Origin of the sequence: Conexibacter woesei Iso977N (assembly GCF_000424625.1) — a bacterium.
Taxonomy (GTDB): Bacteria; Actinomycetota; Thermoleophilia; order Solirubrobacterales; family Solirubrobacteraceae; genus Baekduia; species Baekduia woesei_A.
Map to the genome: position 1 here is coordinate 2247090 of NZ_AUKG01000001.1, position 14679 is coordinate 2261768.

Annotated in this window: 12 protein-coding genes; 10 read left to right on the top strand and 2 right to left on the bottom strand. The window is 74.2% G+C overall.

Annotated elements, in window-relative coordinates; all coding sequences use genetic code 11:
- The 5 genes from H030_RS39020 to H030_RS0111140 are packed head-to-tail and all read left to right on the top strand — an operon-like array spanning position 1 to position 6007.
- Positions 1-2682, top strand: a complete 2682-nt coding sequence (locus H030_RS39020; protein WP_027006164.1) for a VirB4 family type IV secretion system protein — start codon at positions 1-3, stop codon at positions 2680-2682.
- A complete protein-coding gene (locus H030_RS0111125) occupies positions 2682-4016 on the top strand; it encodes a transglycosylase SLT domain-containing protein (RefSeq protein ID WP_027006165.1) in 1335 nt (444 codons plus the stop codon). The genes H030_RS39020 and H030_RS0111125 overlap by 1 nt, the downstream gene beginning before the upstream one ends.
- A 22-nt stretch (positions 4017-4038) precedes the next feature.
- On the top strand, positions 4039-4605 hold the full coding sequence (locus tag H030_RS0111130) for a hypothetical protein (protein ID WP_027006166.1): 567 nt from the start codon (positions 4039-4041) through the stop codon (positions 4603-4605).
- The gene (locus tag H030_RS0111135; RefSeq protein WP_155891975.1) at positions 4602-5360 is read left to right on the top strand and encodes a hypothetical protein; all 759 of its coding nucleotides are present in this window, start codon (positions 4602-4604) and stop codon (positions 5358-5360) included. Before H030_RS0111130 ends, H030_RS0111135 begins: the two co-directional genes overlap by 4 nt.
- On the top strand, positions 5357-6007 hold the full coding sequence (locus H030_RS0111140; protein ID WP_027006168.1) for a hypothetical protein: 651 nt from the start codon (positions 5357-5359) through the stop codon (positions 6005-6007). Before H030_RS0111135 ends, H030_RS0111140 begins: the two co-directional genes overlap by 4 nt.
- Before the next feature lie 27 nt (positions 6008-6034).
- On the opposite strand, the gene H030_RS0111145 is transcribed toward H030_RS0111140, so the two are convergent.
- Complete coding sequence (locus H030_RS0111145; protein ID WP_027006169.1) at positions 6035-7639, bottom strand: carboxypeptidase-like regulatory domain-containing protein; 1605 nt, start codon at positions 7637-7639, stop codon at positions 6035-6037.
- 263 nt (positions 7640-7902) lie between these two features.
- Here H030_RS0111145 and H030_RS0111150 point away from each other — a divergent pair, with 263 nt between their 5' ends.
- The gene (locus H030_RS0111150) at positions 7903-9144 is read left to right on the top strand and encodes a hypothetical protein (protein WP_155891976.1); all 1242 of its coding nucleotides are present in this window, start codon (positions 7903-7905) and stop codon (positions 9142-9144) included.
- A 54-nt stretch (positions 9145-9198) separates the two neighbouring features.
- Here the strand turns inward: H030_RS0111150 and H030_RS0111155 are convergent, their stop codons facing one another.
- Positions 9199-10212, bottom strand: coding sequence for a sigma-70 family RNA polymerase sigma factor (locus H030_RS0111155; RefSeq protein WP_027006171.1), 1014 nt, complete (start codon positions 10210-10212; stop codon positions 9199-9201).
- A 71-nt stretch (positions 10213-10283) separates the two neighbouring features.
- Between H030_RS0111155 and H030_RS31240 the strand changes: the two genes are divergently transcribed.
- From H030_RS31240 to H030_RS31250, 4 genes are read left to right on the top strand one after another with little or no spacing between them, the layout of a single operon-like run.
- Positions 10284-11696 carry an MFS transporter gene (locus H030_RS31240; protein ID WP_051222342.1) on the top strand — a complete coding sequence of 471 codons (1413 nt, stop codon included), beginning with the start codon at positions 10284-10286 and terminating at the stop codon, positions 11694-11696.
- Positions 11693-12427, top strand: coding sequence for an SDR family NAD(P)-dependent oxidoreductase (locus H030_RS0111165; protein WP_027006172.1), 735 nt, complete (start codon positions 11693-11695; stop codon positions 12425-12427). Before H030_RS31240 ends, H030_RS0111165 begins: the two co-directional genes overlap by 4 nt.
- A gap of 10 nt (positions 12428-12437) precedes the next feature.
- Positions 12438-13175 (top strand): methyltransferase domain-containing protein, encoded by a 738-nt coding sequence (locus tag H030_RS31245; RefSeq protein WP_051222343.1) that lies wholly within the window; start codon positions 12438-12440, stop codon positions 13173-13175.
- 60 nt (positions 13176-13235) lie between these two features.
- Complete coding sequence (locus H030_RS31250; RefSeq protein WP_035126110.1) at positions 13236-14636, top strand: MFS transporter; 1401 nt, start codon at positions 13236-13238, stop codon at positions 14634-14636.
- Positions 14637-14679: the final 43 nt, after the last annotated feature.

A 14679-nucleotide genomic window follows, 5' to 3' on the forward strand; every position in this document is an offset into this window, starting at 1 on the left:
ATGAAGCTCCGCTCCGCCGCCGGCGGCGCCCACGCGTCGACCGAGCCCAACCAGGAGGCCGGCGAGCTGCTGGCCATCGAGGCGCTCGACCAGAGCGGCCTCGTCATCACGCGCGAAGGCGCGCTCGTCCGGATCATCGAGGTCGCGCCGCCGAACCCGTTCGTCCTCTCGCAGGCCGAGCGCCAGGGCGTCGCCGCCGCGTTCTGCCATCTGGTCGGCCGGCTGCGGCCCGAGCAGTCGGTCCAGTTCTACGTCCAGGCGCGGCCCGTGAACCTCGACGAGATCCTGCTGCGTTCGCGCCGCGAGGTCGAGGCGTGGGCCGGCCCGGCACCGACGCCGGACGACGCGCTCGACGGCCGCTCGCTCTCGCGCTGGCGGCTGTACGCGGCGATGGAGGAGTCGCTGCGCCTGCACGCCGACGACCAGGCCGCTGTCCAGATGAGCGCCTACGTGATCGTGCCCTACGTCCCGCGCAACGGGTCGGCGGTCGACGTCCTGCGCCAGCTCAAGCCTGGTGGGCTGCGCCTGGCGAGCGCGGCGTTGGAGCGCGACCTCAAGGCGCACCGGCGCGCGGTCCGGGAGAGCCTCGCGCACACCGATGCGATCCGCTCCGAGCTCGACGCGCTCTCGCTTCCCACGCGGTTGCTGAACGGTGAGCAGGTCGCCGCGCTCCTGTGGGCGCGCTTCAACCCGACGCTCGCCGACGGCGGCCGTCGGCCGCCGGTCATGGACACCGAGATCGTAGGCCAGCTCGACGAGCCGGTCGACGCGCAGGAGGCGCGTGAGGCCGCGACGCGCCTGCGCGACCTGATCGCCCGCTCGTCCCTGGACTTCAAGCGCTCCAAGCACTACGCGGAGGTCGACCGCGACATCGAGCAGACGATCTACGCGGCGACGACCGCGGAGTCGACCTACGTCGGCGCGCTGATGGGCGCGATGATGACCCGCCAGCCGTTCACGATGAGCGTGCACGTCCACGCGCTCGACCGCCGCGCCGAGCGGCGCAAGCTGAAGATGGGCTACCGGCGGCTGTTCGCGATCAACCGCGGCGCCGAGGCGCGCGGACGCGTCCCGGACTTCGACCGCTACGCGCAGGAGCACGAGGCCGAGCGGCTCCTGGGCGAGATGGCCGGCAACGAGATGTCGGGCCTGTACCGCGTCTCGATCTACCAGTCGCTGCGCGCGCGTGGCCCGGAGCCGGACCCGGCGCTGCTGGCGGAGGCGGTCGACTTCTGCGCCGACCAGCTGCAGACCGCGATCGACTGCCGGGTGCACCGCGGCGAGTTCCAGCAGCAGGAGCTGTGGCAGTCGACGCTGCCGCTCGGCCGCGACGTCTGCGCGCACGCGCGCAAGTACGCGATGCGCAACGTCGGCGACCTCGTGCCGCTGGCCGGGACGTCGTGCGGGTCGCCGACCGGGATCCCGTTCGGGTTCAGCGACCCGGGCCGGACGCTCGAGCTGCTCAACCCCTACGACCGCTGGCACGCCAACCAGACGCTGCTGATCGCCGGGCGGTCCGGCTCGGGCAAGACGCTGTGCGCGAACGTGGTGGTGTCGCGCTGCCTGGCGCACGGGGCGCGCGCGTTCGTGCTCGACCGCGCGGGCCACTACACGGTGCTGACGAACCTGATCGAGGGCGCGCGGCAGGTCGAGATCGGCGCCGACGACTCGGAGTTCGCGATCAACCCGTGGGACGTCGACGACCCGCGCAACGTGCCGCTGGAGAAGATCGCCTTCCTCGTCTCGCTGCATCAGGTGATGATGGGCGAGGAGGGCCTGACGACGCTGGAGCGCTCGCAGCTCGGCGCGGCGATCCGGTCGGTCTACGCGCGGGCGGCCGCGGAGGACGTCCCGGCGCGCGAGTCGCTGCTGCGCTCGGAGCTGTTCGAGCGCTCGCACGCGGAGCAGAACGCCGGCGCGCTCGACCTCGCGGCCGTGCTGCGCAACCTCGCCGAGCGCCTCGGTGAGTTCTGCGACGAAGGCTCCTACGCGTACCTGCTGGATCGCGAGACCAGCGTCCCGTCGGACTCGCCGCTGGTCGTCTTCGAGACGCGGCGCTGCCCGGAGGTCGTCCTGAAGCCCGTGATGTTCTCGATCATCGAGTACGTCACGCGTGCGATCGAGCGCCACCGCGACGCGTACGCCGAGGACGCCTCGATGGAGGGCGCGCCGCTGTTCACCGGCAAGTCGATCCTGCTGATCGACGAGGGCTGGGCCCTCGTCGGCAACCCGGAGACCGGGGCCTACGCGAACGACCTCGCGCGCCGCGCGCGGCACCTTGGCCTGTTCCTGATCGTGATGTCGCAGCACCTCAGCGACTTCGACACCGAGCACGGGATCGCGCTGCTGCGCAACTCGACGATGCAGATGTTCCTGGCCCAGCACCCGGAGGAGATCCCGTTCGTCAAGGAGGCGCTGCGGCTGTCGGACGAGGAGGCGGCGCTGCTGGGGCGGCTGAAGACCGTCAAGGGCTCGCACTCGCAGATGTTCTGGGTCAACGGGACGCGCGGGCGCGGGCGGGTCGCGCTGCGGATCGGGCCGACCGAGTACTGGTGCTACACGTCGGACCCGATCCGGGACGCGCCGCTGCGCGACCGGGCCATCGCCGAGCACGGCGGCGACGTGTGGGCAGGGCTGGCGGCGCTGGCGCGGGACGGCAGCCCTGAGGGCGGCGTGAGCTGATGCCGGCGCCGGTCGTGGCAGCGGGCGCCGCGGCCGCGGGCGGCGGCGGCGCGGGGGCGGGCGCGGGTGCGGCGGGGGCCGCGGGCGCCGGGGCGGGTGCGGGCGCCGGAGCCGGCGCAGGCGCTGGGGCCGGTGGCGCCGCGGGGTCCGGCGGGGCGCAGGGCGCCGCGAGCGCGCAGCAGGCGGCCGCGGCGTCCAAGTCGGCGGCGGCGGGCAAGTCCGGCGCGCTGAGGAAGACGCTCAAGGGGATCGACTACGGCTCGCAGGCGTGGGAGAACCGCGACCAGCTCCTGAAGCTGCTGCTCGGCGTCGCGGGCATCCTGATGTTGATCATCATGTTGCCGGTCCTGGCGATGACGACGATCGTCACGATGCTCGGCGGCGGGGTCCAGTCGCAGCAGATGCAGCAGACGCAGGTCGGGACCGCGGGCGGGATCCCGGCCGTCTACGTCCCGATGTACGAGGCCGCGGCGACCAAGTACCAGGTCAATGCCTATGCCTTGGCGGCGTTGCACTCGACCGAGAGCAGCTACGGCCAGAACCCCGCGGCCTTCACCCCGAACTCGGCGGGCGCGGTCGGGCCGATGCAGTTCCTGCCCGGCACCTGGAGCGGGTACTCCGACGCCTACAGGTCGATCGACGGCAGCCGGCCGGGCGACTACCCGCACCAGTGCGAGCCGCACGGCTGCATCAAGGACGACTTCGACGCGATCGCCGCCGCGGCCAGGTACCTGCAGCACCTCGGCGCGGGCCCGAACCTGGACGACAAGACGCTCAGGGCGTTCAGCTACTACAAGGGCACGCCGCCCGCGTCGCTGCCTGACGCGCGTACGGCCTACAACTTGGCGCTCGCGCTGCAGCGGGCCAACCTCGGCGGCCCGGCGATCCCGAGCGGCCCGATCCCGACCCCGGTCGGGCCGCCGTTGACGCGGGTCGTCGCGCTGGCGAACTGGATCGGCGCGCAGAGGTACCACTACTGCTGGGGCGGCGGCCACACGCAGCCGGCGCGCCCGTCGAACGGGTCCTGGTGCGTGGACGACGGTGGCAGGCACGTGTCGGGCACGGCCTACCTGGGCCTCGACTGCTCCGGCTCGGTGTCGCTGCTGCTGCAGCACGCCGGCGTCAACGTCACGACGCGCACGGCCTCGGGCTACGTCGGCTGGGGCCTGGCCGGCAAGGGCCAGCACGTGACGATCTGGGCCAACAGCGCCCACGTGTTCCTGGAGATCGACGGTCGCTTCTGGGGCACGAGCGACGGCAACTTCGCCGGCGGCGCCGGCTGGGGGCCGCAGACGACCGTCGGCTTCACCCCTCGACACATGCAAGGACTGTGACATGCGGAGGTTGTTGTCGTTGATGGTCATCGGGCTCGCCGTGGTCGGCGCGGCAGGCTGCGGGGTCCAGGACCCCTATGAGAACGGGCTGCCCGCGACGAAGGCGACGACGGCGGCGCCCGCGTCGACCGGCGCGCCCGGGTCGACCGGCGCGCCCGCGTCGTCCGGCGCGCCGGCGTCGACGGCGGTGCGGGCCGGAGCGGTGGCGCCGACCGCGGGCGGGGCCGGCGGCGGCCGCGACGCCGTGCTGCGGCGGTTCGCGAGCGCGTGGGCGAACTGGAACGGGAGGGACCTCGCGGCGCAGCGGCAGGTCCTGGCCGGGCTGGCGGCCGAGCCGCTCTCCGGGCAGCTGAAGGAGGACGCGCGGCATGCGGCCCGCGACGCGCTCGAGCGTGTGACGACCGCCAGCAGCACCGGCAAGATGATGGGGTCGATCCCGCAGCCGGACGGGTCCTTGGTCGTCGTGACCTACGAGACCGCCAAGGCCGAGGGGGCGACCGGGGGCCAGCCTGCGTACCACGTGTACTTGGTCAGCGGGCACGACACGCCCGCCGGCTGGCGGGTGTCGAAGTGGGAGCCGACGTCGTGAGCGCGCTCGCCGACGAGCTCGGGCCGGCCGGCTTCGCGCCGGTCGCCAAGGGCGGGCCGCTGGTCGCGGTGTGCGGGCTGTGCGGTGGGGCCGGGGCGAGCACCGTCGCGTTCCTGCTCGCGGTCGCCTCGGCGCGCGCGGGCGGCGACGCGCCGGTGCTCGCGGTCGACGCCGGATCGGCGACCGGTGGGCTGTCGCTCTGCGCCGGCGTCGAGTCGCCCCGCTCGCTGGCCGAGACCGCGTGGGCGCTGGAGGAGGGGCGCCTCGACGAGGCGCCGGTCTTCGTCCGGCGCGACGACGCGCTGCGCCTGATCGCGCCGGGGCCGCGTGCGGCCGCAGTCGACGCCGCGGGCGACGCGTTGGAGCGCATCGTCGAGGACGCCCGCGCGGCCCATGGGCTGACGGTCGTCGACTGCGGCGTCCTCGCCGAGCCCGCCCAGCGCGTGGCCGCGGCGATGGCGACGCACGTCGTCTGGGTCCTGCCCGCGACGCCCGGCGGCGTGCTGCGCGCTCGCCACGTGCTGGGCTCCGGCGGTCCGCTGCCGGGCGGCCGGCCCGAGGTCGTCGTCGCCCGCCGCGACGCGACCGCCGAGCGCAAGGCGCAGACCCGCGAGCTGACGACGATCGCCGACGAGCGCCGAGCGCCGCTGGTGCTGCTCCCGCACCTGCCGGACCTGGCGACCGGCGACGTCGACGCCGCGCTGGCCGCCGCCGAGGTCGCCCTCGAGGCCCTCTCCGGAGCGCTGCGGCGATGAGCGAGACGATCACCCCCACACCGCCCGCCCACGCCGCCGTCCCGGCGCCGGCGACCGCGGCCGACGCCGTGTGGGCGGCTGCTGAGGCGGATGCGCCCGTTCCGGCGGCTGGGCCGGCGGACGTGCTTTGCGGCTCGGCGCGCGTCGCGGCCGGGATGCTGATGGCGTGGGCCGTGATCGCGGTTGTCATAGGCCTTGCCTGCCCCGGCGCCGCGCGTGGCTGGCTCGGCTTCCCGTTCACGGGTGTGCCGAACCAGCTCGGGCAGGCGTGGTCGATCCTGCTGGCCAACCTCCGCCTCGCGGCGGGGGTCGGTGTGGCGGCGGCGGTGGCGCAGCTGCGCCTCCTCGGCCGTCCGCGCCGCGCGGTCACCGCCGCGGCGCGCCTCTGCGACACCGGCGTCGCGCTCGCGGTGCTCGCGAACCTGGCGATCGTCGGCGCCGCGACCGGCGCCTACGGCTTCCGCATGGTCCACGCGATGCTGCCCCACGGCCCGCTCGAGCTGGCCGCCTTCGCGCTGGTCCTCTCCCTCCACCTCCACGCCCGCCGCAGCCGCCTCGCCGCGCGGACCTGGATCGCCGTCGCGGCGATCACCACGGTCCTGCTGGTGATCGCCGCGCTGCTGGAGACCTACGTCGCGACCGTCTAGCGTGCCGGCCTCGGGACGGAGCCCGGGCTACGACCCGGCGACCCGGATCGTCAGGGCCTTCGAGAACCCCGTCTGGTACGGGTAGCCCGCCTGCGCGTAGGCGCGGATGCGGAGCCGGTAGCGCTGGACGCCGAGCGTGCGGGTGAAGCGGTAGCGGAACCGGAAGGTGCCGTCGGGCCGGGTCCGGAACGCGTCGGCGAAGCCCTGCCAGCGGCCGTCGCGGACGGCCTGGAGGTTGAGCGCGACGCCGCGCTGCGGGATGGGCCCGCCGCTGACGCGCCCGTCGATCACCAGCAGCTGCCCGTTGCGCAGCGTCCGGCGCTGCGGCCTGGCGACGATCCGGGGCTGCACGCGGAGCTTCGCGGTCCCGACGACCGCCCCGCCGGCGACGCGGGCGATGGCGATCACCGACCGCGACGCGCCGGTCGGGAGGTTCGCGCTGAACGTGCCGTTGGCCGCGGTCGTCACCTTCGTGATCGGCGTGTACGGCCCGCTCGTGCCTGCATCCTGCGACGCGATGCACACCGACGCGCCCGGCACCTGGTTGCCGTTCGCGTCACGCAGCGTTCCGCCGATCATCGCCTTGCGGCCGTAAGCCATGGTGAGCGTGGGTTGGCCCTTGGGGTGCGCCTTGCTGCTCGTCGGCGTGGGCACGATCACCGAACGGATCGACCCGCCGTCCGCGGCCAGCGGTGTCGGGACGCACGACATGTCCGGAGGCGTGTTGTAGGTCTTGATCGTGACCGGGCCCCAGAAGGTCTGGTTGCCGGCGGCGTCGCGGACGAAGACCCGCAGCCTGTGTGGGCCGTCGGCGATCCTGCTGGTGTCGTAGGTCAGCGTGCCGCCGGCGGTCAGCGGGCACGGCACCGGCTTGGTGTACGGGACCGCGCACGAGTGCGAGCTGTCCCCGAACGTCCCGCTGGCGACGACGTTGCCGTCGATCTCGACGCCCACCAGCGCGACCCCGCCGCCCCTGTCGGCGACCTGGAACGACACCTGCTGGGGCCCGGTCAGCGTGTTGGTCGTGGACAGCAGCGGGCCGCTCGGCGTGGACTGGAACGTGGGGTTGCTCCCGTCCCACAGCGTGATGTCGGCCCGGTAGAGGTTGACGCTGATCGCCGGGGTCGCCGCCGGGCAGTCGGGTTCGTCGGCCGTGGAATAGCCGCAGGAGACGTACAGGCCGACGGCGTCGATCGGCGTCGCGGGCCTGCCCACGAAGAGATTGGACGACGACAGCGGGGAGCTCGTCGTGCCCAGCCCCCTGCAGGAGTCGCCGCGGCATCCGGGACCGACGCGGTTCTCGACCTCGTTGGCGAGCTCCACGACGCTGAAGAAGTAGTGCGATCCGGCGCCGACCGTGACGCTGCGCCAGAGCGAGTAGGTGGTGATGAACGTGTCGGCCGGGGCATAGAACCGGGCGGTCATCGAGTCGACCTTGGGGTGGACGACCCCGGGGGCCATCAGCAAGTTGTAGGCCCCGACCGGGCAGGTGCTCGCGGCGTGGTCGATCGAAGAGGCCCAGGCGTCGACCGTGAAGTTGACGCCGGCACTGCCGCCCGAAGGGGTCCTGCACTGCGACACCACGTAGGTGCCGTCGGCATGTGCCGGGGTGGGCCCCGCGAGGACGATCACCGCGACGAGCGCTAGGACGAACCGGACAGGCCAGGTGGGGAGAGCGCTGGAGAGAGGCACGGGGCCGAGTCTGGCACGCAAGTACTGAGCTTCCCACGCGGGAAAGTGATCGGTGTGCGCACTGCCCGGCATCAGGGCGGCTGCGAGGGTTCACCGTTTGCGATCAGGCTCGCCACGAATCGGCTTTTCCCAAGGCTGCTCACCGATCTACCATCGCCGTCATGGTGGGGATGGCATCACGGATGACGAGGTGGACGGGTGCGGTGCCCGCGATCGCGGCGCTGGCCCTGGCCGCGGCCGTCGCGCTGGCGGCGGCGCCGAGCGCACACGCCACCGACAGCTGGCCGTGCGGATCCCAGACGACCAAGCCGTGGTCGACGCAGCCGGTGCAGCTCTGCCCGCTGACGCCCGCGGGCGCGCTCGCGCCCAACGGCTGGGTCCCCGTGTACACCAACCCGGTCGCGGTGCCCGACGACCAGCAGCCGCCCGCGCCGGCCGGCTGGCTGCACAGCACCGACGGCGAGTACTTCGTCTGCGACCGCTACGTCGCCGATGCCGACTACAACCACCCGACGCAGACCTGGCACCACCACTGGTGGGCCTACACCTTGGCCGACTCGCCCGCGGTCTGGGGCTGGGTGAACGAGACCTACTTCAAGGGCGGCAACGACGACGAGGCCGACGCCGGCCTGCGCCGCTGCCCGTCTGCGACGGGCGCGCCCGCGCCGACCGCCGCCGCGCCGCAGCCGCCGGTCGTGACCGCGCCGTCCACGAGCCCCACGTCGGCGACGCCGCCCGCGAGCGTCGCGGCGCCGACGACCGACCCGGTGTTGCCGTCGCCGACCGCGCCGAGCGTCAACCCGACCGGCTGCGAGCCGCTCCCGGCGTCGGCGTCGGTCGTCCTGCACGCCAACGTCGGCAAGGCACGGCGGACCCGGATCGTCGACGCCGGCGACCGGATCGCGGTCAGGGGCACGCTGATCGGCGCCGACGGCGCGCCGCTGGCCAACGCCGACCTCTGCGTGGCGTCGCGCCCGGACCTGCCGGACGGCTCGACGCGGGTCGTCGGCCCCACCCACACCAACGCGCAGGGGCAGTTCACCTACATCCTGGCGCCGTCGACCTCTCAGCAGGTCTCCGTGGTCCATCGCGACGGCGACACCGCAGCCAGCGACACCGTCAACCTCCAAGTCCGGATCCCGATGAGGATCCATCCGTCACGACGGCTTCTGCACAACGGCGACGTGCTGACGCTGCGCGGCCTGCTGGACCGGATCGCGCACCCGGGCGGGATCGTCGTGGTCTTCGAGGCGCGGCGTGGGACGCACTGGCAGACGTTCGGCTCGGCGACCACGCGCGCGGACGGCACCTACACGTTGAAGTACCGCTTCACCGCGACGATCGGCGTGCAGCGCTACCGGCTCCGCGCCCGCATCCCGGTGCAGGCGGGGTTCCCCTTCGCGTCGTCGCACTCGCACGCGGTGACCGTGGGCGTGCGCGGCTGACCGGATCGTGCGCGGATCGCGGGCATCGGCTGATGGCTCCGCGCCGTTCGCGCGCTACACCGCGAGCGTGCGCGGGAGCCCGAAGTGGGGGAAGACGCTGTTGTCGGCGAACCAGGTGATCGCGCTGATGTCGCCGCCGGCGAGCGTGAGCACGAGCAGGCCGCCGGGGCGGGCGATGGTCGTGTGGGGGCAGGGCAGGTAGCAGCCGAAGGCCGGCTGGCCGTTGGCGCGGGTCGGGACCAGCCGCCAGGGACTGCCGCGACGCGCCTCGCGGTCGTGGAGGAAGCGCCCGATCGCGGCGCCGCCCTGGTACTCGTAGGGCTGGGGCGGCATCCGCAGCCACGCGTCGTCGGTCAGCAGCCTCACGACGGTCTCGACGTCGCCGGCCTCGACGGCCTCGGCGAAGCGCCCGACGATCGCGCGCTCGGCGCGTGAGCCGGGCAGCGGCGCGCGCTCGCGGCCGGCGGCGGTGGGCAGGCGGCTGTCGACGGTCGCGCGGGCGCGCCGCAGCAGGCTGTGGACCGCGGTCTCGGTCGTGTCGAGCATCGCGGCGACCTCGGCGGCCTGGAAGCCGAGCACGTCGCGCAGGACCAGGACGGCCCGCTGCTGGGGCGGGAGGCGCTGCAGGCCGGTCACGAACGCGAGCGAGATCGCCTCCTTGACCTCGTAGCGCGCGTCGGGCCCGGGCGCGGCGTCCGGCAGCCCTTCGAGCAGGACGTCGGGGTAGGGCTCCAGCCAGACCGGGTCGGCGCGGCGGCTGGGCTCGGGCAGCTCGGTCATCGCGTCGAGGCGCCTCGGCCGCCGGGCGCTGGCGCGCAGCGCGTCGACGCTGCGGTTGGTCGCGATCCTGTACAGCCAGGTGCGGATCGACGCGCGCTGGTCGAACTGCTCGAGCCCGCGCCACGCCGCGAGCATCGTCTCCTGGACGAGGTCCTCGGCGTCCTGCGTCGAGCCGACGATCCGGTAGCAGTGAAGTTGTAGCTCATGCCGGTAGGGGTCCGTCAGCGCGCGGAAGGCGTCATCGTCGCCGGCCCGAGCGAGCGTCAGCGCGCGGTCGTTGGTGGCCATCACGAGTACCGACGCCGCCGGCGCCCGGAATTGGGCGGCGACTTCGCGGCCCGGCCGTCGCCTGTACCGACATGAGCACGAACCAGCGATGGGTGTTGGGGCTGACGGCGGCGGCGTCGCTGCTGGTGGTGCTCGACGCGCTGGTCGTCTCGACGGCGCTGAGCACGATCCGCCTCGACCTTCACGCGTCGGCCGCCGAGCTGGAGTGGACGGTCAACGCGTACGCGCTCAGCTTCGCCGTCCTGCTGATGACGGCCGCTGTCCTGGGCGATCGCCTCGGGCGCCGGCGGATCCTCACGACCGGCATCGGCGTGTTCGCCGCGGCCTCGGCCGGCTGCGCGCTGGCGCCGGGCATCGGGTGGCTGATCGCCTTCCGCGCCCTGCAGGGCGCGGGGGCGGCGCTGGTGATGCCGGTCGCCCTGGCGCTGCTCGGCGCGACGTTCTCCGCCGAGCTGCGGCCGCGCGCGCTGGGCGTGTTCGGCGCGGTGTCGGGCCTGTCGGTCCCGCTCGGCCCGCTGCTCGGCGGGGCGGTCGTCGAGGGGATCTCGTGGCCGTGGATCTTCTGGCTCAACCTCCCGGCGGGGCTGGTGCTGGCCGTCCTCGTGCGCCTGCGGATCGAGGAGAGCCACGGGCCCCGCGGCGCGATCGATCTGCCCGGGCTGGCGCTCGTGACCGGCGCCGCGCTCGGGATCGTGTGGGGCCTGGTCCGCGGCAACGCCGCCGGCTGGGGCAGCCCCGAGGTGCTCGCCGCCCTGATCGCCGGCGCGCTGCTGACCGGCGGCTTCGTCGTGCGCGAGCGGGTCGCCGCCGCGCCGATGCTGCCGCTGCGGCTGTTCGCGTCGCGGCGGTTCTCGGCCGGCAACGGCGCGGCGTTCTTCCACTGGGGCTCGACGTTCGGCGCCGTGTTCTTCATGTCGCAGTTCCTCCAGACCGGCCTCGGGAACGGGCCGCTCGGCGCCGGGCTGCGGCTGATGCCGTGGGGCGCGACGACCATCATCGTCCCCCAGGTGGTCGGCCGTCTGATCGGCCGGCTCGGGGAGCAGCGCTTCGTGGTCGGCGGGATGGCCCTGCACGCCGCGGCGATGGTGTGGATCGCCGTGATCGCCGCGCCGGACGTGGCCTACGCGCGGCTCGTCGTCCCGCTCGTGCTGTCCGGCGCCGGGGTCGCGATGTCGCTGCCGGCGACCCAGAGCGCGGTGCTCGGCGCGGTCGAGCCGGCCGACATCGGCCGGGCGTCGGGCACGTTCTCGACGCTGCGCCAGCTCGGCGGCGCGTTCGGCGTGGCCGTGCTCGTCGCGGTCTTCGGCCGCGCCGGCGGCTACGGCTCGCCGCAGGCGTTCACCGACGGGTTCGTGGCGGCGATCGCCGCCTGCGCGGGGCTCGCGGTGGCCGCGGCGCTCGCGGGCGCGGCGCTGCCCGGCCGGCGAACGGAAACCACTTCACAGACTGAACAAGACCATCCAACACTAGGAGAGGCAACATGAACATCGCAGACCGAGCCGTCCTCGTCACCGGCGCCAACCGCGGGATCGGTGAGGCGCTCGTCGAAGAGGCGCTGAGCCGGGGCGCGCGGCAGGTCTACGCGTGCGCGCGCGGGCCGCTGGCCCATCCGGACGAGCGCGTCACGCCGCTGCTGCTGGACATCACCGACGCCGCGCAGATCGCCGCCGCGGCCGCGCGGGTCGAGGCGCTCGACATCCTCATCAACAACGCCGGCGTGGCGCTCTACGACGACCTCGGCGATCGTGCGATCCTCGAGCAGCACCTCGCGACCAACCTATTCGGGCCCTACGACATGGTCCAGGCGTTCCTCCCGGCGCTGCGGCGGTCGCGGGGCGCGATCGTCAACGTCGTGTCGGTGGCGGCGCTCGCCGCCCTGCCGGTCATCCCGTCCTACTCGGTGTCCAAGGCCGCGGCGTTCTCGCTGTCGCAGTCGCTGCGCGCGCTGCTGGCCGCGGAGGACATCGACGTGCACGCGGTCCTGTCGGGCCCGGTCGACACCGACATGACGCGCGGGCTGGAGATCCCGAAGGCCTCGCGCGGGAACGTCGCCTACGCGATCCTCGACGGGGTCGAGGCGGGCGAGGAGGAGATCTTCCCGGACCCGATGACCGAGCCGCTGGCCGACGGCTGGCGCAGCGGGGCGGTCAAGGCGATGGAGCGCCAGAACGCGACGTTCGTGCAGGCCGCGGCGGCTCCGCCGTCGCTCGCCTAGCCTTCGGACCGTGCCTCTGACGTCCGCCTCGCTGCGCGCCCATGCGGCGGTGCCGATGATGAACCCGATGGGCGAGGCGGACGTCGACCGGGCGATCGCCGCGCTGGCGCTCGCGCCCGGCGCGCGGGTGGTCGAGACGGGGTGCGGAGCGGGCGAGGTCCTGCTCCGCGTCCTGGAGGCCCATCCGGGCGCGACCGGCCTCGGCGTGGATCCCGACGCGGACGCGCTGGATCGGATGCGGGTCGCCGCGGCGCGGCGGGTGCCGGGCCGTGAGCCGGAGGTCGTGCAGGCGGCCGCGGACGCGGCCGGGCTGGAGGCGGGCGGCTTCGACCTGGTGGTCAACGTCGCGGCCTCCCACGCGCACGGCGGCTTCCCGGACGCGCTGGCCGAGCTGGCGGCGCTGGCGCGGCCGGACGGCGGCGTGGTCCTGCTCGGCGAGGCGTACTGGACGCGCGCGCCGTCGCCGGAGTTCTTGGAGGCCTTGGGCGGCGCGACGGCCGACGAGCTGCCGCTGGGCCTCGACGCGCTCCAGGACGCCGCGCGCGCCGCGGGGCTGGAAGCGCTGGCCGTGGCGGCGTGCACGGAGGCCGACTTCGCGGCCTACGAGGAGGGGCTGGCGGCCGAGGCCGAGCGCTACGACGACGCCGAGGCGGTCGCCTACGCCGGGCGCATCCGCGAGCGCCGCGCGCTGCCCGGCGGCGCCTCGACGCTCGGGTTCGCGCTGCTCACGCTGCGCCGCGGTCCCTGACGCCGCCGGCGACCGGAAGTCGCCGGTCAATTTCGCGCGGGCGCGGCGCCTGTAGGAGTGATGCCCTCGCGAACCGCAGCGCCACCGGCCCGTGCCACCCCGACGTCGACGGTCGTCATAGCGTCGATCGGCGTCCTGATGACCGCGCTCGACACGCTCGTCGTGACGACGTCGCTCTCCGTGCTGCGCGTCAGCCTGCACGCGAGCCTGGCCAGCCTCGAGTGGACGGTCAACGCCTACAACCTGGCGTTCGCCTGCCTCCTGCTCACCGGCGCCGCGCTCGGCGACCGCTTCGGGCGGCGGCGCATGTTCACGATCGGCGTCGGCGTGTTCACGGCCGCCTCGGCGTTGTCGGCGCTGTCGCCCAACGTCGAGACGCTGATCGCCGCGCGGGCGCTCCAGGGCGCGGGGGCGGCGATCGTCATGCCGCTCACGCTGACGCTGATCACGACGGCGGTGCCGGCGGAGAGGCGCGGCGCGGCGATCGGCCTGTGGGGCGGGATCCAGGGGCTCGCGGTCGCGGCCGGGCCGGTCGTCGGCGGCGCGATCGCCGGTGGGATCAGCTGGCACTGGATCTTCTGGCTCAACGTGCCGATCGGCCTCGCGCTGATGCCGCTCGCCGCGCGGGGCCTGGACGAGAGCTTCGGCCCGCGGCCGCGGCTGGACCTCGTCGGGCTCGCGCTCGCCGCGCTCGCCGCGTTCGGGATCACCTGGGCGCTCGTCCGCGCCGACGCGGCCGGGTGGGGGAGCGCGGAGGTCCTCGGCTCGCTGATCGCCGGCGCGGCCCTCGCCGGGCTCTTCGTGGAGTGGGAGCGGCGCTCGCCGTCGCCGATGCTCCCGCTCGAGCTCTTCGCCGACCGCACGTTCGCCAGCGCCAACGCGGTCAGCTTCTTCATGTACGCGGCGCTGTTCGGCGCGCTGTTCCTGATGGCCCAGTTCTTCCAGGTCGCCCTCGGCCACTCGCCGCTGCACGCGGGGCTCGCGCTGCTGCCGTGGACCGGCGCGCCGATGATCGTCGCGCCGGTCGCGGGCGCGCTGTCGGAGCGCTACGGCAACCGGCCGTTCATGGCCGGCGGGCTGGCGCTGCAGACGATCGGCCTCGTCTGGATCGCGCTGATCGCCAAGCCGGGCATGGGCTACGCCGAGATCGGCTGCTCGCTGCTGGTCGCGGGCATCGGGATCTCGCTGTGCTTCCCGACGGTCGCCAGCGCCGTGATGGCCGCGGTGCCGCTCGAGGAGGCGGGCATCGCCTCGGGGACCAACAGCATGCTGCGCGAGCTCGGCGGCGTGCTCGGCGTCGCGGTCCTCGCGTCGGTGTTCGCGCGGCCCGGCGTCTACGGCTCGCCGCGCGTGTTCATCGACGGCTTCACCCACGCGCTGTGGGCCGGCGTCGGGCTCTCCGCGCTCGGCTTCGCCGCCGCGCTGCTCGTCCCCGGCCGCACGGTCACGAACGTCGACTAGATCGAGGAAGAGAACGATGAACGATCACCACCGACCCGCGATC

Coding starts and splice junctions, on each gene's coding strand:
- H030_RS39020 (WP_027006164.1), top strand. CDS start 1: ATGAAGCTCCGCTCCGCCGCCGGCGGCGCCCACGCGTCGACCGAGCCC.
- H030_RS0111125 (WP_027006165.1), top strand. CDS start 2,682: ATGCCGGCGCCGGTCGTGGCAGCGGGCGCCGCGGCCGCGGGCGGCGGC.
- H030_RS0111130 (WP_027006166.1), top strand. CDS start 4,039: ATGGTCATCGGGCTCGCCGTGGTCGGCGCGGCAGGCTGCGGGGTCCAG.
- H030_RS0111140 (WP_027006168.1), top strand. CDS start 5,357: ATGAGCGAGACGATCACCCCCACACCGCCCGCCCACGCCGCCGTCCCG.
- H030_RS0111155 (WP_027006171.1), bottom strand. CDS start 10,212: ATGGCCACCAACGACCGCGCGCTGACGCTCGCTCGGGCCGGCGACGAT.
- H030_RS31240 (WP_051222342.1), top strand. CDS start 10,284: ATGAGCACGAACCAGCGATGGGTGTTGGGGCTGACGGCGGCGGCGTCG.
- H030_RS0111165 (WP_027006172.1), top strand. CDS start 11,693: ATGAACATCGCAGACCGAGCCGTCCTCGTCACCGGCGCCAACCGCGGG.
- H030_RS31250 (WP_035126110.1), top strand. CDS start 13,236: ATGCCCTCGCGAACCGCAGCGCCACCGGCCCGTGCCACCCCGACGTCG.